The sequence below is a fragment of the uncultured Streptococcus sp. genome (genome assembly GCF_963525625.1).
Lineage (GTDB): Bacteria > Bacillota > Bacilli > Lactobacillales > Streptococcaceae > Streptococcus.
On the sequence record NZ_CAURLD010000012.1, the window covers coordinates 1 to 22,717 of the forward strand.

A 22,717-nucleotide genomic window follows, 5' to 3' on the forward strand; every position below is an offset into this window, starting at 1 on the left:
GGCAGCTAAGAAAGCTGACCGTGTTGCTGCAGAAGGTTTGACTGGTGTTTATGTTGACGGTAACGTTGCAGCAGTTGTTGAAGTAAATGCTGAAACTGACTTCGTTGCGAAAAACGCTCAATTCGTTGAATTGGTAAATGCAACTGCTAAAGTAATCGCTGAAGGAAAACCAGCTAACAACGAAGAAGCTCTTGCTTTGACAATGCCTTCAGGTGAAACTCTTGAAGCAGCATATGTGTCTGCAACAGCAACTATCGGAGAAAAAATCTCATTCCGTCGCTTTGCTTTGATTGAAAAAACAGATGCACAACACTTCGGTGCTTACCAACACAACGGTGGACGTATCGGTGTTATCTCTGTAATCGAAGGTGGAGACGAAGCACTTGCTAAACAAATTTCAATGCACATCGCAGCGATGAAACCAACAGTTCTTTCTTACAAAGAATTGGATGAGCAATTCGTTAAAGATGAGTTGGCACAATTGAACCACGTAATCGACCAAGATAATGAAAGCCGTGCAATGGTTAACAAACCAGCTCTTCCACACTTGAAGTATGGATCAAAAGCTCAATTGACTGATGAAGTGATTGCGCAAGCTGAAGCTGATATCAAAGCTGAGTTGGCTGCAGAAGGCAAACCAGAAAAAATCTGGGACAAAATCATCCCAGGTAAAATGGATCGCTTCATGCTTGACAACACTAAAGTTGACCAAGCATACACACTTCTTGCACAAGTATACATCATGGACGACAGCAAGACAGTTGAAGCTTACCTTGAATCAGTAAATGCTTCAGTAGTTGAGTTCGCTCGCTTTGAAGTTGGTGAAGGTATCGAAAAAGCTGCTAACGACTTTGAAAATGAAGTAGCTGCAACAATGGCTGCCGCTCTTGGTCAAAACTAATCGTTTTTAGCTTAGAAATTGAACGATAAAAAGGTCTGAGATTTTTCTCAGACCTTTTCATTTGTAGCATTTTGAAACATCAAGTTTAGAATGGTGAGCAGCATCACTTAGCTGCTTTTTCTCTTTCTTCCTTATGAGCAATCAAGCCATTGGTAAAAATCAAGACTACCAATATGAAGAGAAGCACTGTCGTTTGGGGGTAAGTCAGGCTAAACTGATAGACTTTGGTAATAAACAAAAGGGGCAGAGTAACCACCATCATGATTAGAAAGCTATACCATTTGACTCGGTTGCTGACCAGCTCCTGTTCGAAGAGCAGGGGAGCATAAAGACAGGCGATGAGAGCTCCGATAGGAATATCAACATAGTCAGCAGAAAAGATGGTGAAAATACTCAGGGCTGCAAAGAGCCATTTGAGCACATGACGAGAATAGTTGAGCCAATCCATTTTCATTGGATTATCCTCCTTGTTTAGATGATAGTTGGCAGGCAGGAGTTTCTGTCTGTCTTTTCCTTGTGGATTTCCACCTATATTATAACGCTTTAAAAGCAAAAAGCAAGCGGTTACACAAACCTGACAAAGCTTTTTCACTAGTTTGAATTGTCAGACCTTTCAGTCATCCCTTTTTCTTTCAAAATAGAGACTTTTCCGGTATAATATTAGTCAAAGATAGTCAATGTTAGAGAAGCAAGGAAAGAAGAGATTTATTCTGAAATTTTCAACTGGAAAGGGAAATCATGGGTGCAAAAAACACATCGGACAGTATTGAAGCATATATCAAGTCTATTCTGGCTCAGGCAGGTATGGTTGAACTGAAACGCAGTGAACTGGCTGATGTTTTTCAGGTGGTTCCCAGTCAGATTAACTATGTGATTAAGACTCGTTTTACGGAAAGTCGGGGTTATATCGTCGAGAGTAAGCGTGGTGGCGGCGGCTATATTCGGATTGGAAAGATTGAATTTTCCGACCGGCATCAAATGCTTTGCGGCCTGTGCGACAGTGTGGGAGAGCGAGTCAGCCAGCAGGTTTTCACAGATGTTATTCAGCTTCTTTTTGATGAGAAGATTATGACTGAACGTGAGGGCAATCTAATCTTGTCAACAGCATCGGACTCGATTTTGGGTGATGGAGCTGCGGTGATTCGTGCCCGAATATTAAAAAAGATTTTACAACAACTAGACAGAAAAGGAATGGAATCATAAATGAAATACTCAAAAGCCTTAATAGAAAGCTTGGAAGCAGCCCAGCTCTTGGCCGGCCATTTTACGACAGATTATCTGGAATCATGGCATCTGCTGATTACTCTGGCTAATAATCCCTACAGCGTTGCTGGCTCAGTCCTCAATGAGTTTCCTGTGGAAGTTGATGGATTTGAAGAAGCGGCTTTTCAGATTACTGGTCAGGCTTATCAGAAAGACGGTCACTTCGAGCTGCTGCCTTTTTCTTATCGCTTAGAGGAGCTGTTTGAGGAAGCGGGGCAAATTGCAGAAGCTGTTCGTGCTAAGCATGTAGGTACTGAACATGTGCTGCTGGCTATGTTATTTGACCGGGGAACCTTGGCCTCTCGTATCCTGGAATTTACCGGTTTTAGCTACGAGGACAAGGAGCAGGGACCGAAAATCAGTGATTTGCGAAAGGTCTTGGAGCAGCGAGCTGGCTGGGGCAAGGAAGATATCAAGGCTATTCGCAGTCTGAATAAGGGGGTAATGGCTGCCAAGCAGACCATGGCTAATATGATGGGGATGCCGGCTTCTACTAGCGGAGGCCTAGAAGACTACACCCGTGATCTGACGGAGCTGGCTAGAGATGGCCGATTGGAGCCCGTCATTGGCCGTGATCAGGAAATTTCACGGATAGTTCAGATTCTTAGTCGCAAGACCAAAAATAATCCAGTGCTGGTTGGAGATGCTGGGGTTGGTAAGACAGCTCTGGCTTTAGGTCTGGCCCAGCGTGTGGCAGCTGGTCAGGTTCCAGCTGAACTGGCCAAGATGCGGGTCTTGGAGCTGGAATTGATGAATGTGGTCGCTGGCACTCGCTTTCGCGGGGACTTTGAGGAGCGGATGAATAACATCATCAATGACATCGAAGAAGATGGTCATGTCATTCTCTTCATCGATGAGCTGCATACTATCATGGGCTCTGGCAGCGGTATTGACTCGACCTTGGATGCGGCCAATATCCTGAAACCGGCTCTGGCTCGCGGAACTCTGCGGACAGTTGGTGCCACGACGCAGGAAGAGTATCAGAAACATATTGAAAAAGATGCTGCTCTTTCTAGGCGTTTTGCCAAGGTCAGCATAGAAGAGCCTAATGTAGCTGATAGCATTGCTATTTTACAAGGTCTGAGAAAGAGCTATGAGGACCATCACAAGGTACAGATTAGTGATCAGGCGATTGAGACGGCGGTGAAATACGCCCATCGCTATCTGACTAGCAAGCATCTGCCGGACTCTGCCATTGATCTTTTGGATGAGGCTAGTGCGACAGTCCAGAATAGAGGACCGCAGAATTACGAGCAGTCAGATTTGACGCCAGTGGATCAGGCCTTGATGGCAGCAGACTTTAAAAAGGTTTCACAACTGCTTGAGCAAGAGCAGCAACCCAAGCTTTATAAACTGAAAGTGGAAGAATACGATGTCTTGGCTACTCTTAGCGGTTTGTCTGGTATTCCAGTGCAGAAGCTGACTCAGACAGATGCTAAGAAATACCTCAATTTGGAAACAGAACTGCATAAACGTGTGATTGGGCAGGACGAGGCGATTTCAGCTATCAGCCGAGCTATCCGACGAAACCAGTCTGGTATCCGCAGCAGTAAGCGGCCGATTGGCTCCTTTATGTTCCTAGGTCCGACAGGGGTCGGGAAGACAGAGCTAGCCAAGGCCTTGGCCGAAAGTCTCTTTGATGATGAGTCTGCACTCATCCGCTTTGATATGAGTGAGTACATGGAGAAATTCGCGGCTAGCCGCCTCAACGGAGCGCCTCCAGGCTATGTAGGCTATGAAGAGGGAGGGGAGCTGACGGAGAAGGTGCGCAACAGACCTTATTCTGTCCTGCTCTTTGACGAGGTAGAAAAGGCGCATCCAGATATTTTCAATGTTCTCCTCCAGGTCTTGGATGATGGTCAGCTGACGGACAGCAAGGGTCGCAAGGTGGACTTTTCCAATACGATTATTATCATGACCAGCAATCTAGGAGCAACTAGTTTGCGGGATGATAAGACGGTGGGCTTTGGTGCGCGTGACATTCGCTTGGACCACGCCAATATGGAAAAACGGATGCTGGAAGAACTCAAGAAAGCATATAGACCAGAGTTTATCAACCGTATCGATGAGAAGGTAGTCTTCCACAGCTTATCTGCAGAAGATATGCAGGAGGTGGTCAAGGTTATGGTCAAACCGCTCATTGCCAGTCTTGCTGAGAAGGGAATTGAGCTGAAGTTTCAGGCTAGTGCTCTTAAGCTGCTGGCTCAGGAAGGCTACGATGTGGAAATGGGTGCACGGCCATTGCGCCGAACTCTACAGACCCAGGTAGAGGACAAGCTGTCTGAACTCCTCTTGACAGGTGATTTAGCTACTGGCCAAACACTTAAGATCGGGGTCAAGGCTGGCCAGCTCAAGTTCGAAGTGGCTTAGAAAGCTGAGTCTTGTAACGAAAATTTTCGCCTGCGATTAGCCCTTGATTAGATAGATACTCAACAGTTATTTCATCATTCAATGAAACTGGGAATTGAAGGATTGGAGGCTGATATGTCGTTTTTTAAAGATTTATTTGCAGGTAAGCGAGCCAGAGTGAAAAAACCAGAAGAGCGCAAAGCGGCTAGTATCCAGCGCTTGAAAAAGGAGGGGATTCCTTACCTTGAGCATTTGCCGGTCATCGAAAGTGCTGAGCAGGTACGGCCGCGCTCGCTAGAAGAAATTGCGCGTCGGGCTATTACCAGCCTCTTGATTATTCAGGCGGCCTTGGATATCGAAAATGATAATTATAATGAGGAGAGCCGCCAGTGGCTGCAGGATAAACTGCAGCAATACGGGGTGCAGGAAGAGCTGACGCCCAAAGAAAGGGCAGTCTTGGAAGATCGTGCCGCCCCGGCAGCTATCATCAATATGGTTTGGAAATACGAGGCCTATTGGTCCCTGATTTGGTACTTAGGTCTAGTAGATACTTTGCCGTTTCCAGATAAAATTTGTGATTGTGATGCTGCTATTGACGCAGTCGCTAGTGCGGTTGACTTTCAGGAATTTCTAGGTAAATGTCAACCGCGCAGCCTAGAAGAGTTACTGGATGAAGATGATTTGATTTATCGTTATCACTGGGCCTGTGTTGAAGCTCGGATTCATGACCAGCCAGCACCGGCAGGCCTTGATGAAAGTGTTGTTCTGGAGAGGCGGTCTGGCCTTGACTGGCTGCTGGGGCTGAATACGGCCCAAGACTGGGATGCTGTTGAGCTGCATACCTAGTCCAACTTCTCTTGATTCACTCAATTAGAAAGGAGGTACCTTTGTCCGCTCGTAAAATGGCTAAAATTGCCATCCTATCGGCTTTATGTGTGGCCTTTCGCTATGCATTTTCCTTTTTGCCCAATGTGCAGCCTATCTCTGCTATCTTTTTCTTAATAGTTATCTTTGAGGATTTGCAGACTTCACTCCTAGTGATGGCTGTGACGATGTTTACATCAGCCTTTCTTTTGGGAATGAGTCCGATCGTCCTCTTTCAGTTGCTGTCCTTTGGACTGATTCTTTGCCTTTGGCGGCTGCTCTATCCTCGGTTAAATCTAGTGGGACAGGGAATAGCAGCAGCTCTCCTATCTTTTGGCTATGGCATTGCCATAGATACACTGACAGCCTTGCTGTACAACTATCACTGGTGGTCTTATGCGATTATCAACGCTTTGACCTTCAATATAGCGCACGGACTGTCGACCTTGTTTTTTTACCCACTCTTGTACCCTATTTTAAGGAGGCTCTATAATGAAAAAAATCTTTAGTTTGCTCACACTTGCTTTTGCCCTTCTCCTTGTTGGTTGCGGTAGCAGCCAGACCAATACTGACAAAAGCTCTAGCTCAGCTGATTCTTCTGTCAAAAAGGAACTGAAAATCAGTATCAGTATTGCGCCAGAAGGTCAGGAAAAGAGCGAGAAAACGGTGGCTGTCGAAGAAGGAAAGACAGCGATGGATGCTTTGAAGAAGGCCTATAAGGTCGAAGAAAAAGATGGTTTTATCACTTCTATTGACGGTCATGCTCAGGATGAAGCAAAGGGCCTCTACTGGATGTTTAAGGTCAACGGAGAAATGGCTCCTAAGGCTGCCAATCAAATCACTGTCAAGGATGGAGACAAGCTGGAATTCTACCAAGAAGTCTATCAGCAATAAATCTTGTAAAAAAGAATCTGATGCTTAAGACATTAGGTTCTTTTTTTCGTGCTTAATACAGTTTTAAAGTGTCTGAAAAATATTTTTATAAAATTTTATAAAAAACTATTGACAAAAGAAAAATATAGTTTATAATAAAATCATAGAAAGAATAAAATATAAAAAATAATAAAAAGGTTAGACGTATGAAAGAAAAAATTGCAATCGTCTTTGGAACATTTGCTCCCTTGCATCAGGGGCATATCGACTTGATTCAGAAGGCTAAGCGTTCTTACGACAAGGTGCGCGTGGTGGTTTCAGGTTATGAGGGAGACCGTGGGCAAGAAGTGGGTCTATCTCTGCAGAAACGATTCCGCTATACGCGGGAGACTTTCGCAGATGATGAATTGACCCAGGTTTACAAACTGGATGAAACTTCTTTTCCACGCTATCCTCTGGGTTGGGACAAGTGGCTGTCAGCTCTATTAGAGTTGGTGAGCTATGATGCAGAACGGGAGGAACTGATTTTCTTTGTTGGTGAGGCTGACTATCAGGAAGAGTTAGAAAAGCGCGACTTCAAAACTTCCTTGCAGGAGCGACAGTTTGGGATTTCAGCTACGATGATTCGGGAAAATCCTAGTCGTTATTGGAAATATATCGCCCAACCTTTCCGCCGTCACTTTACTAAGAAAGTGCTGATTATGGGTAGCGCCAGCAATGGTAAAACGACCTTGGCCAAGGACTTAGCTCGCTACTATGATGCTCCAGTCAGCCTGGAATATGCTCGAGAATACCAGATTCAAAATAATGTGAGAGACGATGAGCTGACCCCTAAAGACTACTATTATCTGCTCTTGGGACAATATGCTCAGACTTCCCGCCTGATTGACAGCAGCTCCAACCGTGGTCTGGTCGTGGCTGATACAAATTCACTGGTAACCAAGGCTTACTATGATTACTATCTGAAAGAAAGTCCGGTTCAGGACGAAGAGACAGATACCTTTGACAATCTTTTTGCCAGCATTTTGTCTAAGGAAAAATGGGATTTGATCCTCTTTGCTGAGCCGGTCGGCACCTATGTTAACGATGGCTTTCGTGATATGAGCATGGCCGACGAGGCTATCCGCAGTGATTTTTCAAGCCATCTAAAAAGGCTGAAAGAGCAGTGTTTGGCTCATATTCCGACGGTCTATCTGGCTGGCAGCTATTTGGACAATTATCAGGCGGCCAAAGAAGCGATCGACATGATTTATCAAGCAGATTAAAAAAGAAAGTGGTAAAATAGAATGGTAGTAAAAAATCAAAAACTCTCTCCTGGAGCTCTTTACGCAGGACTGAAACAAAAATCTCAAACTTTTGCTCGGAATTTCCGCAATGTCTGTGCCGCAGCTAAAAAGCAGGGGATAAAAGGGGTCGCGAAATTGCTCTGGCAGGATTTATTTGGTGGGCGTAGCTTGGCTCAATGGCTCTACTTGATTGCTCTTTCTAGCTTGCCTTTCATTTTGGAGTTTACCAGTGGTCAGGAGCAGCATGACTGGTTGGGACTCTTTGCTTCTTGGACAGGCATCGTTTGCGTTATTCTAGTGGCCGAGGGGCGGGCCAGCAATTACCTCTTTGGAGCGGTTAATTCGGCAATTTATCTCCTATTGTCTTTTCAGGCTAGCTTTTACGGAGAAGTGTTGACTACGGTCTACTTCTTTATCATGCAGCCGATTGGCCTTTATACTTGGCTGTCCAACCGGGTCAATGAACAAGATAAGGAAGGGCCATCTCATTTTGAAGCTAAGAAGTTAGACTGGCGTGGCTGGCTTAAATATTTGGCCTTGACGGCTTTGATTTGGATTGGCATGGGCTTTGCTTATAAGAGCATTCACAGTCACCGACCTTTCCGTGATAGCGTGACAGATGCGACCAATGGTATCGGTCAGCTTCTCATGACTGGTCTCTACCGCGAACAGTGGATCTTCTGGATTGCGACCAATCTCTTCAGTATCTATCTCTGGTGGGGCAGCAACCTTCACATACAGGCTATGTACTGGGTCTATACTCTCAATAGTATCGTCGGATGGTATCAGTGGACCAAGGCGGTGAAGAAAGCTTAGACTAAGATTTGAGATTTTTTGATAGAAAAAATAGCTTAGGAAAGGAAGAAACTTATGACCAAACAGGATATCCCAGCGGGAATGTCGGAAAAAGAGTACTATGAAACCATGGCGGATGAGTCCGCCTTTTTGGCATGGTACAAGACACAGGATTTGCCCAAGTATGAGACACCTAGCGTAACAGCGGATATGGTAGCCTACTGTTTCGTGGAAGGTCAGATAAAACTCTTGGTCATCAAGCGCAAGGCTCACCCTTATCAAAATAAATATGCTTTAGTCGGAGGTTTTGTAGACAAGCATGAGGATGCCTATCAGGCCTGCATTCGGGAAGTCAAGGAAGAGGTGGGGCTGGAGATACCGCTGAAAAAGGTGGAGCAGCTGATGACAGTTTCTACTCCAGGGCGTGATCCACGCGGATGGGTCATCACTATTGCTCATCTGGTCTATCTGCCGGCCATAGCAGTAAATCAAGTACAAGCTGGCGATGATGCTAAGGAAGTTACCTTTCTTGATGTAGACTTTAAGACAAGGAGTTTTAGAGATGGTGAGCGGCTCCTGACAGCAGAGGACTTTGCCTTTGACCACTACCAAATCCTGCTGGAATCTATCAAGCGGATTCAGGGGCGACTGGACTGGAATCCAACTTTTCTCCATCTGCTGGAATCACCGTTTACTGTTTATGAAGGGACTGAGTTGGTCAATCTCATCACGCCTAGACGACCTATTGTCAGCAATAATTTTCTAGTGAAATTTGGAGAATACTTGGAGGAGGCTGGCGTTAAGCGCGTGCCAAAGAAGAAGCCGAGAAAAGTCTATCGGTTGAAGGCAGAAAAATCAGATTAAAAGAAAGCTGATCATATATTTCTCTGCAGGACAAATTTGTCCTGTTTTTTCGTTTCTAATTACGAATAGATAAGTAGGAGCAAGTTTCTCATGACAAAAGAAACAGATTGAGAAACAGAACTTCGCTTGAGTAAAAAATTTTTTAAGAATTTTGCATAAATGATTGACATAGTAAAATCACAGTGTTACAATAATGTTACAAAAAGATTTCTTAATATTACAAGGAGATAAAAGATGAAAACACGTACTTATACAAAAATGATGGCAGCTACAGTTCTGGCTTCTAGTCTGTTTTTAGGGGCATGTGGTAAGAAAGAAGAAAGTGCAACAAGTGCTAGTTCTAGCAAAACTGTTCAAGCTTCTTCTAGCTCAAAAGTTGCGTCATCCAGCAAGGCCAGCGCTTCTCCTAAGGCCAGCAATAGAGCTTCTTCAGAAGGAGCAGTTAGCCAGCCTGGACAAGCCCAAGCTCCTGCCAGTCAGCAACAGTCTACTGTCGAAGCTCCTCAAGTCCAACAAACGCAGCCACAGCAAGCCTCAGGTCGACAAAACACTCAGAGTCAAGCAACTCAACCAGCCCAAGCTCCCGAAAGCAATCGCCAGCTTCAGAATAAACAGGCAGCCAGCAATGCTCGCTATAAAGGTGTCTTGACTATGGTGGATGGGGATTTCTCAGCGGCTGCTGGTACTTGGAAGGATGCCAATGGAAATACTGTGACTGTATCAGGTAATGGTCAATTCACAGTCCAGTCTGCAGATGGAAAGACTGATAATTATTCCATTGCTTCCTACTCTTATACACTGGATGATGGCAAATACAATGCGCAGTTAAGCGGGCAAGGCAATGCCAATCTGCAGATTACAACAGGAGCAGACGGCTCAGTAACAAGCGTTGTGGTGACTCAGCCCTAAACAGAACAAAAAAGGAAGTCCAATTGGCTTCCTTTTGGTTTTATTTTTGAATTTGTAAGAGTTCTTCGATTTCAGCCAGACTTTCAGCTTGTGAAATAGCACCGCGGAGCTTGGCTGCTCCGGCAGTACCACGCAAATAATGCGGAGCTAGACCACGGAATTCGCGGATGGCCACATATTCTCCTTTGAGATTCACCAAGCGAGAAAGGTGATCGTGAGCGATTTTCATCTTGTCCTCGAAGCTGAGGTCTGGTAGGACTTCGCCAGTTTCAAAGTAGTGGTTGATTTGGTTAAAGAGATAAGGATTTCCCATAGCAGCTCGGCCTACCATAACAGCATCGGCGCCAACTTCCTCGATACGCTGTTTAGCATCTTGGACGCTGCGGATATCACCGTTAGCGATGAAAGGAATCTTGGTCAGAGCTTGGGCTACATCGTGCAAGGTCTCAAGGTCAGCATGACCAGTATACATTTGCTCACGGGTGCGGCCGTGCATAGCCAGGGCTGAAACGCCAGCCGCTTCAGCTGCCAGAGCATTTTCAACAGCCAGTGAGCTATCGGACCAGCCAGTCCGCATCTTGACTGTCAGGGGAATATCCAGAACGGATTGGACCTTGTTGATGATTTTATAGATTTTTTCAGGGTCCTTGAGCCATTTGGCTCCAGCTTCGTTTTTAACGATTTTATTGACCGGGCAGCCCATATTGATATCGACAATATCGGTTTTAGTGTTTTCTTGGATAAATTCTGCTGCGCGGGCTAAACTGTCCTCGTCGCTACCGAAAAGCTGGATAGAAACGGGATTTTCTCCCTCATCAATATGGAGCATGTGGAGGGTTTTTTCGTTGTTATACTGGATGCCCTTGTCAGAGACCATTTCCATGACGACCAAGCCTGCTCCTAACTCTTTGGCAATGGTTCGGAAAGCAGAGTTGGTTACGCCGGCCATAGGCGCCAGAACTGTGCGATTGGGAATTTCAACATTTCCAATCATAAAAGGGGTATTAAGATTTGTCACGAATCAGTTCCTCCAGGTCGTTTTGGTCAAAGTGATAGGCTGTCTGGCAAAATTGGCAGACGATTTCAGCTCCTTGGTCTTGGTCACGCATCTCTTCTAAGTCAGCCTTTGGCAGGGTAGCCAAGGCATTCATGAAGCGCTCTTTGCTACAGTCGCACTGGAAGCGGATTTCCTCTTCAGACAGGCGTTTGTACGGCTCATTACCATAGATGGCAGCCAGCAGAGCTTCGATATGGTCATCAGATTCTAACAGCTTGGAAATAGCAGGCATTTCTTGGATCCGCTTCTCAAAGCGGGCGATTTCAGCTTCCTTGGCACCAGGCAGAACTTGTACCAAGAAACCGCCAGCAACCTTGACTTTATCATTCTCATCCAAGAGGACGTTGAGGCCAACTGCGGAAGGTGTTTGCTGGCTTTCGGTCAGGTAGAAGGCTAGGTCTTCGCCGATTTCTCCAGAGATGAGGGGGGTCATGGAGTTGTAAGGGTTGCCAGTACCATAGTCCGTGATGACGAGAAATTCTCCTTGGCCGACAAAAGGACCAACTAGAACCTCACCGGTGGCAGTCTTTTTGATATCTACACCGGGATTTTGCACATAGCCTTTGACATTGCCCTCGGTATCTGCCACTGTGATAATCGCGCCTAGTGAGCTGGTCCCGAGAATCTTGACGGTAATCTTAGTCTGGCCTTTTTCATTTGCAGCTAAAATTTGACTGGCAATCAGTGTGCGGCCAAGTGCAACGGTAGAGCTTGCTTGAGTTTGATGTTTTTCCTGAGCAGCCCGAACCGTCTCTGTGCTATCGAGCACATAAGCTCGGAAAGAACCATTTTTTGAGATAGTTTTGATAATTTTGTCCATACCTTTTATTTTAACACAAAATAGAAAAACAAGCTTGGGCCTGCGCTTGTTTTTTGGGGTTAGGAAGAATTTTAAGAGCAAAAATAGTATAATAAAACAAAGGAGGCTAGCATGAACCAATCTTTGAAAGCGGCAGTCTATGGTCTGGCAGTAGCTGATGCATTAGGCGTTCCGTATGAATTTTTAACCCGAGGCAGTTTTAAAGCGCTTGAGATGGTGGGCTATGGCAGCCATCAGCAGCCGGCTGGTACTTGGTCAGATGATACCAGCCTTGTTTTGGCGACCTGTGATTCTATTAGGGAAAAAGGTGAGATTGACCCTGTCGATATGCAGCAACGGTTTAAACATTGGCTCTTTGAGGGTGCTTATACACCAGATGGTTTGACTTTCGATGTAGGAAATGCGACTCGCGAAGCTTTGACAAGAGGACACGGTCTATCTGATGAATGTTTCAATGGAAATGGTTCTTTGATGCGGATTCTGCCCCTAGCTTTTACGGGAACTGGTCCGTCTGATATTGAAGCTGTTTCCAGTATTACACATGCCCATGCGACTTCCGTAGAGGCCTGCCTGCTTTATGTAGATATTGCTCGTAGGCTCTTAAAAGGCCAGCAACTACCGGAAATACTATCAGACATAGAGACTAGCAAGACCTATGCTCGTTTGCAAACTTTAGCAGAGCTGACCGAAGATGACATTCGTTCTAGTGGCTATGTGGTGGATACCTTGGAAGCAGCACTTTGGTGCTTACTGACTAGCACTTCTTATCCGGAAACTGTCCTGAAAGCTGTTAATCTAGGCGATGACACTGATACAGTAGCTGCAGTAGCTGGCGGCCTGGCTGGTATCATCTATGGTTTGGAAGGGATTCCTGACAACTGGTTAGCCCAGCTGCGTAATAAAGAACTGCTGGAAAGCTGCTTGTTTTAAAGGGATAATCGGAAGACAGGACTGTATTGATCATTTAAAAAGTAAAACAGTAAAAGAGCCATCTAGGCTCTTTTGCTTATTCTGTAGTTAATTCTTTCTGGGCTTCCTTGCCTTGGTCCAACAGGGCTTGGATAATCTTTTGATCACGCAGTTTGACAGAGTTGTTGATGGTCTCTGCAGATTGGATAACAGTGGCTTCTAGCAGAGCGCGTTTTTCCCGTCCTTTATCAATGGCTTCGATAATGCCTTGGTTTTGTGCGACGAGGCTTTCTGCCAGCTTAGTGACAGACTCAACAGCGATAGTAGGACTTTGGGAAATCCGCTCCAGTTGAGGAATGACTTCCTTGCTCGTTTCGGCGAGCATTTGCAGGGCAGCATTATTCGCATTAGAGATGGCGTCAGCTACCTGACCGGACTTCATCGATTGCTGGAGGATGCCTAACTGGGCGATAGACAGTTTCATAGTTGGAATGGTATTTCGACGGAGCATTCCAAGTTTTTGGCGCATATCAGAGGAGACCTTGACCAGATTACGCATTTGAGGAGTCGTCGCCCAAGCTACATAGAGACGGCTGACATATTCAGTGTGTTGCTGCTCTAAGGTATTGACCACCTCTGTCATTCGGGCTAATTCTTGCGATTTGACTTGGTAGTCAACAGTTGTCATATCTAACTGAGCGACTTCAGCCTGCAGTTTGAGCGCTCGATTGCCAGATTCTTGCTGAGCAGCTTCGATGAAGGAAATAACTCCAACTAGGTTTTCAATCGATTTGGTATTGTCCTCAATCAGCATTTCAGCAGAAACAATATTGCGAGCCAGAACATCCTCTTGCTTGACGACGGTTGCAGCCATGCCGTCCATTTTCTGCTCAATATTTTGTGAGTCAAAATAGAATTCTTGAAGAGTGTTTTTGCTCTGTTTGAAGAGTTTTTCCAAGAAATTAGGCTTTTTGTCCAGTTCCGCTACTTGAGCATCCTTGTATTTTGCGACAAAGCCATTGAGTTCTTTGTTGGTATTTTTTAAAAGCTCATCTACCTGGGGAATTTGTAATTTTTTCTGCTCGGCTAAGATACGATTGACAGTGCCGTTGACCTCTTCTACAGCAGATTGGCCAAAGTCCAGCAAGGCATTTTGGTCCGATACGAAATTATCCACCAGCTGCGGAGCTTTAGCTGTAATCGCATTCTGTTGCTCAGGGGTCAGCTTTTCCAGAAAAGTTAGCTGGCCATTTTCTTGAGTCGTATTGGCTTCGATGATTTCTGTTGTTTTGTCGCTTTTGCTGATGGCATTGTTAGCAATTTTATCAATATCAAAATTAAATTCTTGGCTCATAGTTTCTCCTTTGGTTTATATAGCTTAAAGACCAGTTTCTGTTTGTTTTTCCTTGTCTAAGATGCGCAGACTAATGTCAAAGTCCCTCAAATCAGCTTCATTTAACTGGCGCAGTGCTTCGTCTAGGTCCAAGTCAAACTGCTCGATAGCTGCTTTGGCCTTGGCTAGCCGCTCTTCTGCATTGTAAAAATCTTTGGGAGAAGCTTTGATTTTGTGGTAGCCTTCTAAAATATCTTCGTAGTGCTCCATCTGGGACTGATGAATGGCAGTCAGTTCTTCCTTATTATTGCTTTCGGATTGAGAGATTTTTTGAAGAATGGCCTCATGGTCAATCTGAATATTGCGAACCGTAGCGACCAATTCTGGGGCTAGCTCTTCTAGACTAGTTTTCTTAGGCTGCGCTTCTTTTCGTTTTCTCTCTCGTTCAATCTTTCTCAGTTGTTCATCAATTTCATCGGTTACAGTACGAATTTTGGTCTGGATTCGCTGGTAGACTGAAGCAGGAATTTCTCCCCGTAGGTCGTTAGCAGCATTTTTGATATAGGTTAGCTGGGGAAGAATTTCTAGAGCTAAATTCTGATAGCTTTCTTGGTCCCCATCTTCTTGGTAGGCTTCCAATTTTTTTATGCGGCGGTCAGCCTGACCAATTTCTGATTTCAAATCTTCAATACGGCCAATGCTGGCTTGCTTTGCTTCAATCCGAACTTTTTTCTGGCTTTGGTGGCGATAGATTCCGTAACCAATAGCCCCCAGAATAGCTATGGGAATTAGATAGCTGGCTACAGCTCCAGAACCAAATACAAATACAAGTATCCAAATCCAGCTAAACCATTCTGGTTGCTGGTTAGAATCATCCTTTTTTCTCGACATGGACTTTGCTCTTTCTTCTCAATGTGATATCTCTATTTTAACATAAAAGCTGGTTTTTGAAGGATAAAGATTGAAATGATTTTATATATTGAGACCATTTTTTATATTTGCTTAATTCAAAAAGACATTTGATTCCTATCAATAAAGCAAGCGTCATTTCTAAAACGAAAGTTTCTTCGTTTCTCTCAAGTATTCAAACAAAAATCGCAGGGCATACCCTGCGATTCGTGTTTTATCAATCCATTTCTGGGAAAAGTTTGGCCAGTATTTTAGGTGTGATGCTTTGTCCCGGTCCCTCAGCACAATAGGTATGCATATACATAGAGGGGTTGAAGTTGAGCTCGATGCAGGTGCAGTTGGGATTTTCCTTGGTAGAAATAGCAGAGCTGTCAGGGATGATGAGATCAACGCCACAAGCCCAGGCTCCCATAGCCTTTGCCATGTCCGCAGCGAGTTCCTTATAAGACGGGTGCATACTTTCAGTCACATCAATCGAGTCTCCGCCAGTAGAAATGTTGGAATTGCGCCGCAAGTCAACCTTGACTCCAGCAGGTAGGATATCATCTGGTCCATAACCTTGCTGGTCCAGCATGAGGAGTTCAATGTCCCCCAGTTCAATGATTTCGAGCGGTGAACGATGGTCTCGCCCGCGCAGCGGATTGTCATTTTTGATGGCAACCAATTCTCTCACGGTATGCTGACCATCTCCGACGACATTGGCTGCTACTCGCAAGAGGACTGCCTCACACTGACCGTCTAAGACAAAGAAGCGGTACTCTGTTCCAGCGATAAATTCTTCGACTAAGACAGCTGCGTCTTCTGAAAAAGCGATCTCCAAAGCCTTGCGATAAGCTTCCAGACTAGCTGGTTCTTGGAAGATAGAGATGCCCAGTCCGAAGTTGGTTGACTTAGGTTTGATAACAATTTGTCGCTCCTTAATCAAAGGGTAATAGGCTAGTCCATCCTCTAGGGAAGAAAATTCTGCTCCAGCCGGAACGGGAAAGTCAGCTGCAGCCAAAATCTTTTTGGTGACTGTTTTATTGGCCATGGCCAGAGGGATGACATAGTTATCCTTGGAGGTCATGTTTCCGTTCTTGACATACTCCACATGGTGACCGTGCCAAAGCTTGAGAAATTGGTCATTTTCATCTAAGATGTCGACATTCAGCCCCTTTTGAATAGCATCAAAGAGCAGCATCTGGGTGGACAGTTCCATATTTTCGTAGCCTTTGAGGGCATAAGGAGCAGTCCAAGCATAGCGGTGATATTCCTCTGCTTTGTCTAGTCCAAAGGCCATTAAGGAATCCTGCTGGATATGAGGTAGGAGCTGGCCAGATAGGGTTAGCTGAGGATTTAGTAGTACCTCTTTAAGCTGATCAAGCAAGTTTTGGTAGTATGTCGGCAGTTCAAAATGCTGGATGAGCTCTTCCATGGCTTGGAGCGGTGCTGAGCTGTCTGCCTCATCTGGCAGGGCAGTTAGCGGGTGGCTACAAGCAATCTTTTGGTTCAAGTCGTGGGCAGCTTTTAATACTGCATCAACATTTTCTACATCATCTAGCCAGAGCAGGCTCAGTAAAAAGAGATGGACGGTGTCTAAGGTTTCCTGGCTAATGCCTAAATGGTCAAAAGGATTGAGGTCAAAGCAGCGGAATTCCAGATAAGTGATGCCTTGCTCCAGATAGGCACGATTGTGCTTCTGTCCACGGAAGCGAACGGCTGAGTAAAATTCCTTTTCAGCGCTGAGCTCGCCTGACTGAACGTAGTTTTCAATATCAGTTACATATTGCTCCAAAGAAGCGTAGGACACCTGAATATTCTCGTCATTGACATAACCATAGTCGCTGTTACGAAAAGAGCGGATAGGCTGGGGAATGTCCTGAATGTAGAAGCCAGCTTCTGCCAAAGGGGCTGCCCCGTAGAGATAGGTTAAAATCCAGCGGAAGCGCAGAAAGTTTCGAGCCAGCTTGAGATAGAGGTCATTTTTAAAGTCCTTGAGTGAATGGTAGGAGCTGACTTGAAAGAGAGAAGTGACCAGATCTTTTCCTAGCTCCATATTGTAGTGGATGCCAGAGATAGCCTGTAGTTTTTTGCCATATTTTTTCGCTAAGCCCTCTCGGTAGTGGCGCTCATAGTCGTTTTCCAGATGGGCGATGGCAATCTCTTCTTCCGTCAGCTGTGGTGGCATGGACAGAGGCCAGAGGCGTTCATTCTGGTCAATCGAGCGGCCAGCCACATCGCTGATAGCTCCCAGTAAGCGTCGTGCTTCCTTAGTCGAGTGAGCGATAGGTGTAATTAGTTCCAGTTGTTGCTCGCTGAAGTCTGTTTGGATGGTTGGGTGGAAATTGCGGGAACCCAGCTGACTCGGATGAGCAGTTTGAGCTAAGTGTCCATCAGTTGTCACCCGTAGATTTTCCCTCTCCAGACCAAAGGTCGCTTGGAGAATGGGGCTTGCTGTATCCAGTTTCTGCAGTAATTGATTAATCGTCATCGTTTCACCGTCCTATGATAGTAATTTTAGTCTATTACAAACAGAAAAAGAAAACAAATTTTCGCTACGATTTTACAAAAATTCCGAACTTTTATTTTTAATAAACTAATAAATTTCAGAAAATACAGATTTTGTGAAAATTTAATTCGTTTTCAAAAGGGAAAAAGCAAATTAAGAATGGATCCCACCTTGAAAAATTGTTAAATTTTTCATATAATGAGGTATAAAACATAATCGCAGGTGAGATTCCTGCCTGCTTTTCAAGAAAGGAAGAGCTGCTTCAGCTCAGACAAAATTATGACATCAGTAGTTGTTGTAGGAACCCAGTGGGGAGATGAAGGAAAAGGGAAGATTACAGACTTCCTTTCAGCCAATGCCGAAGTGATTGCCCGCTATCAGGGTGGTGACAATGCCGGACACACTATCGTGATTGACGGCAAGAAGTACAAGCTGCACCTGATTCCGTCAGGGATTTTCTTTCCAGAAAAAATCTCTGTCATTGGAAATGGAATGGTGGTCAATCCCAAATCTCTGGTCAAAGAATTGAACTACCTGCATGAAGAGGGTGTGACGACGGATAACCTTCGTATCTCTGATCGAGCGCATGTCATCTTGCCTTACCATATCGAGCTGGATCGCCTGCAGGAAGAAGCAAAAGGTGACAATAAAATCGGGACGACAATCAAGGGAATCGGTCCTGCCTATATGGACAAGGCTGCTCGTGTCGGTATCCGCATTGCTGACCTTTTGGATAAAGATATTTTCAGAGAGCGCTTGGAGCGGAATCTAGCTGAGAAAAACCGCCTCTTTGAGAAATTGTACGATAGTACAGCAATCAGCTTTGATGATATTTTTGAAGAATACTATGAATATGGACAGCAAATCAAGCAGTATGTGACCGATACCTCTGTTATCCTCAACGATGCCCTGGATCAAGGCAAGCGAGTGCTCTTTGAAGGGGCTCAAGGGGTTATGCTGGATATTGACCAAGGGACTTATCCATTTGTAACTTCTTCTAATCCAGTTGCAGGGGGAGTCACCATCGGTTCCGGTGTTGGTCCGAGCAAGATTGACAAGGTAGTTGGTGTCTGCAAGGCCTACACCAGTCGGGTCGGAGATGGACCATTCCCAACAGAGCTTTTCGATGAAGTAGGTGACCGCATTCGTGATATCGGCCATGAATATGGCACTACCACTGGCCGTCCGCGTCGGGTAGGCTGGTTTGACTCGGTTGTTATGCGCCATAGCCGCCGTGTCTCAGGGATTACCAATCTTTCGCTTAACTCCATCGATGTTTTGAGCGGTCTGGATACAGTGAAAATCTGTGTAGCCTATGACTTGGATGGTCAGCGCATTGACCATTACCCAGCTAGTCTGGAACAGCTCAAGCGTTGCAAGCCGATTTACGAAGAGCTGCCAGGCTGGTCAGAGGACATCACAGGTGTTCGCAGTCTGGAAGACTTGCCAGAAAATGCCCGCAACTATGTTCGCCGAGTGAGTGAGTTGGTTGGTGTTCGTATTTCTACCTTCTCAGTCGGTCCTGGCCGCGAGCAGACAAACATCTTGGAAAGCGTCTGGTCAAATTTATAAAAAAGTCAGCACAAGGAAATTGCTTCTTGTGCTTTTTTGTAAGAAAATTTCATATTAAGACTCATTTAAGATATATATTTTATACTAACAGCATAAACAAAGACCTCCTAACTTTGTTTAAAAATCCTAAACTTTTTTCATAATAATCTCCTGAAAGTCACCCTAGTGGTGGCTTTTACTTTTTCTGAGAAGTGCGGCAGGCTTGTGGTATAATGGGATAGACGACTACAGATTTAGAAAGACAATGATGAATTATACGATTGAAGAAAAAGAAGCATTTATGCGGGAAGCTTTGAAGGAGGCGGAGATTGCCCTAGCTTATGATGAAATTCCCATCGGCTGTGTCTTGGTTAAAGAGGGAAAGATTATCGGCCGCGGTCACAATGCACGTGAGGAGCTGCAGCGGGCTGTTATGCATGCGGAAATAATGGCTATCGAAGAGGCGAATCGGCACGAAAATAGCTGGCGCTTGCTTGATACAACGCTTTTTGTGACCATTGAGCCGTGTGTCATGTGCAGCGGAGCGATCGGTCTAGCGCGCATTCCTCACGTTGTCTATGGAGCAGCAAATCAGAAATTTGGAGCAGCTGGCAGCCTTTATGATATTTTGACAGATGAGCGTCTGAATCATCGAGTAGAAGTGGAGACAGGTGTTCTCCAAGAAGAGTGCGCTCAAATTATGCAGGAATTTTTCAGACAGAGAAGGAAAAAATAAAATTAGCCAAAATCAAAAGTTTGTGTTATACTAATTAGTGGAGCAACAGTTTTGCGTGAAGCGGGTCAGGGGAGGAATCCAGCAGCCCTAAGCGAAGTAAGCTGTGTGCTCTTTTCTATTGCTCTTAACGAATCAACTCCGAAGGAGGAAGATGAGTTTAGAGACATTGACGCAGTTGAATTTACATGCTGGTCTTTTTTATTTTTAGTAAAACGTTATAAAGAATTTATTCGGAAGAAATGGCAATAGCTAACCCTGTTTTCATAAGATAAATGCAAACGATTGCTCTCAGTCATGTCCTAGGATTAGCTTATTTAGAAAAATAGTATATAATAAAAAATGTAAACGTTTTAAAATAGTAAAAGCACTTGCTTATTTTTTCTTAAAGCGTTATCATAAAAGAAAAGAACAATTGGAGGATAAACATGACACATATTAAATTTGACTACTCAAAGGTATTAGATAAATTTGTAGCACCACATGAACTAGATTATATGCAGCCTCAAGTGACTGCAGCAGATTCTGCTCTGCGAAATGGTACAGGTCCTGGGGCAGAAATGACTGGCTGGTTGAACTTGCCTGAAGAATATGACAAAGATGAATTTGCTCGTATTCAAAAGGCTGCTGCTAAAATCCAATCTGATAGTGAGGTATTGATCGTAATCGGTATTGGTGGTTCCTATTTAGGAGCTCGTGCAGCTATTGATTTCTTGAATAATTCATTTGTAAACTTGCAAAGCAAAGAAGAACGCGAGGCACCTCAGATCCTCTATGCTGGAAACTCTATCTCTTCAAGCTATTTGGCTGATTTGGTAGACTATGTATCAGACAAAGATTTCTCTGTCAATGTTATTTCTAAGTCAGGAACAACAACAGAGCCTGCTATTGCTTTCCGTGTCTTCAAAGAACTCTTGGTTAAGAAGTATGGTCAGGAAGAAGCAAATAAACGGATTTATGCAACTACAGACCGCGCTAAAGGTGCAGTTAAGGTTGAAGCAGATGCTAATGGCTGGGATACTTTTGTAGTGCCTGATAGTGTAGGTGGTCGTTTTACAGTATTGACAGCAGTGGGACTCTTGCCAATCGCAGCTGCAGGGGCTGATATCAGCAAGTTGATGGAAGGAGCAAATGCTGCTCGCAAGGCTTATGCTTCTGATAAGTTGGCTGAAAATGAAGCATATCAATATGCAGTTGTACGCAATATCTTGTACCGTAAAGGTTATCTGACAGAAGTTCTAGCTAACTACGAACCATCTTTGCAATACTTCTCAGAATGGTGGAAGCAATTGGCTGGTGAGTCAGAAGGTAAAGACCAAAAAGGTATCTACCCAACTTCAGCCAACTTCTCAACAGACCTGCACTCTTTGGGGCAATTTATTCAAGAAGGAACTCGTATCCTCTTTGAAACAGTTATTCGTGTAGATAAGCCTCGCAAAAATGTGTTGATTCCTGAATTAGCAGAAGACTTGGATGGCCTTGGCTATCTGCAAGGAAAAGATGTTGACTTTGTCAATAAGAAAGCAACAGATGGAGTGCTGTTAGCTCACACAGACGGCGGAGTGCCAAATATGTTTGTGACCCTGCCTGAGCAAGATGAGTTCACTTTGGGCTATACTATTTACTTCTTTGAGTTAGCTATTGCTCTTTCTGGCTACCTGAATGGTATCAATCCATTTGACCAGCCAGGAGTTGAGGCTTATAAGAAAAACATGTTTGCTCTTCTTGGGAAACCAGGCTTTGAAGAGCTGGGTGCTGAGTTGAATGCACGCCTTTGATTCTCATATGCTTTGAGTTCATTTAGAATATAAAAAGATCCACAAGTTCATTTCTTGTGGATTTTTTAGTACAAGCCTCTTAATTAGTTTATTATTTTTTTGAACAGTGAAAAAAAGAGTGTCTTAATTCTTTTATGAAAGCGCTGTATAATTGCCTTGTAAATAAAATTTGAGAGGTATCAAAATGAATGATTGGTTAGACATTAAAGGCAAAACAGTTCTTGTGACGGGTGCGTCATCTGGGATCGGTAAGGCAATCGTCGAAGAATTGTTGGAATTAGGAGTCAATGTAGCGAATTTTGATCTTAGCGACAACGATTTGCGTCACCCGAATCTATTATTTGTAAAAGTTGATGTAACTTCTCGCTCTGAAGTAGAAGAGGGTGTTGCCAAAATAGTTGAAAGATTTGGCAATATTGATGCGGTAGTCAACAATGCGGGGATTAATGTCCCTAGATTATTAATCGATGCAGAAAATCCTAAAGGTCCTTACGAGTTGGACGATGAGACGTTCGAAAAAGTAACAATGATTAATCAAAAAGGTTTGTATCTGGTTAGTCAGGCAGTAGGACGTATTTTAGTGAAAAATGGGAAAGGTGTAATTGTGAACATGGCTTCAGAAGCAGGCTTGGAAGGTTCTGAAGGACAAAGTGCCTATGCTGCAACGAAAGCGGCAGTCTATAGTTATACTCGTTCATGGGCGAAAGAGCTTGGGAAACATGGTGTACGTGTGGTTGGAATTGCTCCAGGAATTATGGAAGCTACGGGTCTTCGAACTCTTTCTTACGAGGAAGCTCTTGCTTATACCCGTGGAAAGACGGTAGAAGATATTCGAGCTGGTTATGCTTCAACTTCAACGACTCCATTGGGACGGAGTGGGAAACTACGGGAAGTAGCTGATCTTGTAGCGTTCTATATTTCAGACCGTTCTAGCTATATAACAGGTGTCACTACAAATATTGCCGGAGGTAAAACTCGCGGTTAAAACAATGAAGGTAGGGAAGAGAGTTGACCTTAGTAAATCGGTGGTATAAT

At 44.4% G+C, this 22,717-nt stretch carries 21 protein-coding genes and 1 other RNA gene; 16 read left to right on the plus strand and 6 right to left on the minus strand.

The features are described from left to right. Positions 1-901, plus strand: a 901-nt coding sequence (gene tsf, locus RYK49_RS07635; RefSeq protein ID WP_314865373.1) for a translation elongation factor Ts, incomplete at its 5' end; no start/stop codon positions are given. Between the two features lie 103 nt (positions 902-1,004). On the opposite strand, the gene RYK49_RS07640 is transcribed toward tsf, so the two are convergent. Beyond that, positions 1,005-1,493 carry a hypothetical protein gene (locus RYK49_RS07640; RefSeq protein WP_185756130.1) on the minus strand — a complete coding sequence of 163 codons (489 nt, stop codon included), beginning with the start codon at positions 1,491-1,493 and terminating at the stop codon, positions 1,005-1,007. Positions 1,494-1,639: 146 nt separating this feature from the next. On the opposite strand from RYK49_RS07640, the gene RYK49_RS07645 reads away from it, so the two are divergent. The 9 genes from RYK49_RS07645 to RYK49_RS07685 all read left to right on the plus strand — a co-directional run bounded on the left by RYK49_RS07645 (position 1,640) and on the right by RYK49_RS07685 (position 10,104). Further along, positions 1,640-2,104: a CtsR family transcriptional regulator gene (locus RYK49_RS07645; protein WP_223324112.1), complete on the plus strand. Its 465-nt coding sequence runs from the start codon at positions 1,640-1,642 to the stop codon at positions 2,102-2,104. Beyond that, entirely contained in the window at positions 2,105-4,534 is a 2,430-nt protein-coding gene (locus RYK49_RS07650) for an ATP-dependent Clp protease ATP-binding subunit (protein ID WP_314831010.1), read from the plus strand. Between the two features lie 81 nt (positions 4,535-4,615). After that, a complete protein-coding gene (locus RYK49_RS07655; RefSeq protein ID WP_314831009.1) occupies positions 4,616-5,359 on the plus strand; it encodes a DUF4272 domain-containing protein in 744 nt (247 codons plus the stop codon). Positions 5,360-5,400: 41 nt separating this feature from the next. Further along, complete coding sequence (locus RYK49_RS07660; RefSeq protein ID WP_164549532.1) at positions 5,401-5,886, plus strand: ECF transporter S component; 486 nt, start codon at positions 5,401-5,403, stop codon at positions 5,884-5,886. Continuing rightward, the gene (locus RYK49_RS07665) at positions 5,870-6,271 is read left to right on the plus strand and encodes a DUF4430 domain-containing protein (protein WP_002911498.1); all 402 of its coding nucleotides are present in this window, start codon (positions 5,870-5,872) and stop codon (positions 6,269-6,271) included. The genes RYK49_RS07660 and RYK49_RS07665 overlap by 17 nt, the downstream gene beginning before the upstream one ends. A gap of 185 nt (positions 6,272-6,456) precedes the next feature. Beyond that, positions 6,457-7,515, plus strand: a complete 1,059-nt coding sequence (locus RYK49_RS07670) for an AAA family ATPase (RefSeq protein ID WP_268690447.1) — start codon at positions 6,457-6,459, stop codon at positions 7,513-7,515. Positions 7,516-7,536: 21 nt separating this feature from the next. Beyond that, complete coding sequence (pnuC, locus tag RYK49_RS07675) at positions 7,537-8,352, plus strand: nicotinamide riboside transporter PnuC (RefSeq protein ID WP_314831008.1); 816 nt, start codon at positions 7,537-7,539, stop codon at positions 8,350-8,352. Between the two features lie 54 nt (positions 8,353-8,406). After that, the gene (locus tag RYK49_RS07680; protein WP_125382641.1) at positions 8,407-9,195 is read left to right on the plus strand and encodes an NUDIX hydrolase; all 789 of its coding nucleotides are present in this window, start codon (positions 8,407-8,409) and stop codon (positions 9,193-9,195) included. A 234-nt stretch (positions 9,196-9,429) separates the two neighbouring features. Beyond that, positions 9,430-10,104, plus strand: coding sequence for a DUF6287 domain-containing protein (locus RYK49_RS07685; RefSeq protein ID WP_314831007.1), 675 nt, complete (start codon positions 9,430-9,432; stop codon positions 10,102-10,104). Between the two features lie 40 nt (positions 10,105-10,144). Here the strand turns inward: RYK49_RS07685 and dusB are convergent, their stop codons facing one another. Together dusB and hslO are read right to left on the minus strand one after the other, a co-directional pair. Then, positions 10,145-11,122: a tRNA dihydrouridine synthase DusB gene (gene dusB, locus RYK49_RS07690; RefSeq protein WP_314831006.1), complete on the minus strand. Its 978-nt coding sequence runs from the start codon at positions 11,120-11,122 to the stop codon at positions 10,145-10,147. Then, positions 11,109-11,981, minus strand: a complete 873-nt coding sequence (gene hslO / locus RYK49_RS07695; RefSeq protein ID WP_314831005.1) for an Hsp33 family molecular chaperone HslO — start codon at positions 11,979-11,981, stop codon at positions 11,109-11,111. Before hslO ends, dusB begins: the two co-directional genes overlap by 14 nt. Before the next feature lie 111 nt (positions 11,982-12,092). Here hslO and RYK49_RS07700 point away from each other — a divergent pair, with 111 nt between their 5' ends. Further along, entirely contained in the window at positions 12,093-12,911 is an 819-nt protein-coding gene (locus RYK49_RS07700; protein WP_314831004.1) for an ADP-ribosylglycohydrolase family protein, read from the plus strand. 76 nt (positions 12,912-12,987) lie between these two features. Here the strand turns inward: RYK49_RS07700 and RYK49_RS07705 are convergent, their stop codons facing one another. The 3 genes from RYK49_RS07705 to gshAB form a co-directional block, all read right to left on the minus strand. After that, positions 12,988-14,244, minus strand: a complete 1,257-nt coding sequence (locus RYK49_RS07705; protein WP_002902094.1) for a toxic anion resistance protein — start codon at positions 14,242-14,244, stop codon at positions 12,988-12,990. A 24-nt stretch (positions 14,245-14,268) separates the two neighbouring features. Beyond that, positions 14,269-15,114 carry a hypothetical protein gene (locus RYK49_RS07710; protein WP_002902095.1) on the minus strand — a complete coding sequence of 282 codons (846 nt, stop codon included), beginning with the start codon at positions 15,112-15,114 and terminating at the stop codon, positions 14,269-14,271. Between the two features lie 235 nt (positions 15,115-15,349). Next, a complete protein-coding gene (gene gshAB / locus RYK49_RS07715; protein ID WP_002902097.1) occupies positions 15,350-17,602 on the minus strand; it encodes a bifunctional glutamate--cysteine ligase GshA/glutathione synthetase GshB in 2,253 nt (750 codons plus the stop codon). 297 nt (positions 17,603-17,899) lie between these two features. Here gshAB and RYK49_RS07720 point away from each other — a divergent pair, with 297 nt between their 5' ends. The 5 genes from RYK49_RS07720 to RYK49_RS07740 all read left to right on the plus strand — a co-directional run bounded on the left by RYK49_RS07720 (position 17,900) and on the right by RYK49_RS07740 (position 22,667). Then, positions 17,900-19,192 carry an adenylosuccinate synthase gene (locus tag RYK49_RS07720; protein WP_002899212.1) on the plus strand — a complete coding sequence of 431 codons (1,293 nt, stop codon included), beginning with the start codon at positions 17,900-17,902 and terminating at the stop codon, positions 19,190-19,192. A gap of 244 nt (positions 19,193-19,436) precedes the next feature. Further along, on the plus strand, positions 19,437-19,907 hold the full coding sequence (gene tadA / locus RYK49_RS07725; RefSeq protein ID WP_002902098.1) for a tRNA adenosine(34) deaminase TadA: 471 nt from the start codon (positions 19,437-19,439) through the stop codon (positions 19,905-19,907). Positions 19,908-19,935: 28 nt separating this feature from the next. Further along, an RNA gene (gene ffs / locus RYK49_RS07730) (signal recognition particle sRNA small type) lies at positions 19,936-20,034 on the plus strand. 298 nt (positions 20,035-20,332) lie between these two features. Then, on the plus strand, positions 20,333-21,682 hold the full coding sequence (locus RYK49_RS07735; protein ID WP_002902099.1) for a glucose-6-phosphate isomerase: 1,350 nt from the start codon (positions 20,333-20,335) through the stop codon (positions 21,680-21,682). 184 nt (positions 21,683-21,866) lie between these two features. Beyond that, on the plus strand, positions 21,867-22,667 hold the full coding sequence (locus tag RYK49_RS07740; RefSeq protein ID WP_002902100.1) for an SDR family oxidoreductase: 801 nt from the start codon (positions 21,867-21,869) through the stop codon (positions 22,665-22,667). The last annotated feature ends 50 nt before the right edge of the window (positions 22,668-22,717 follow it).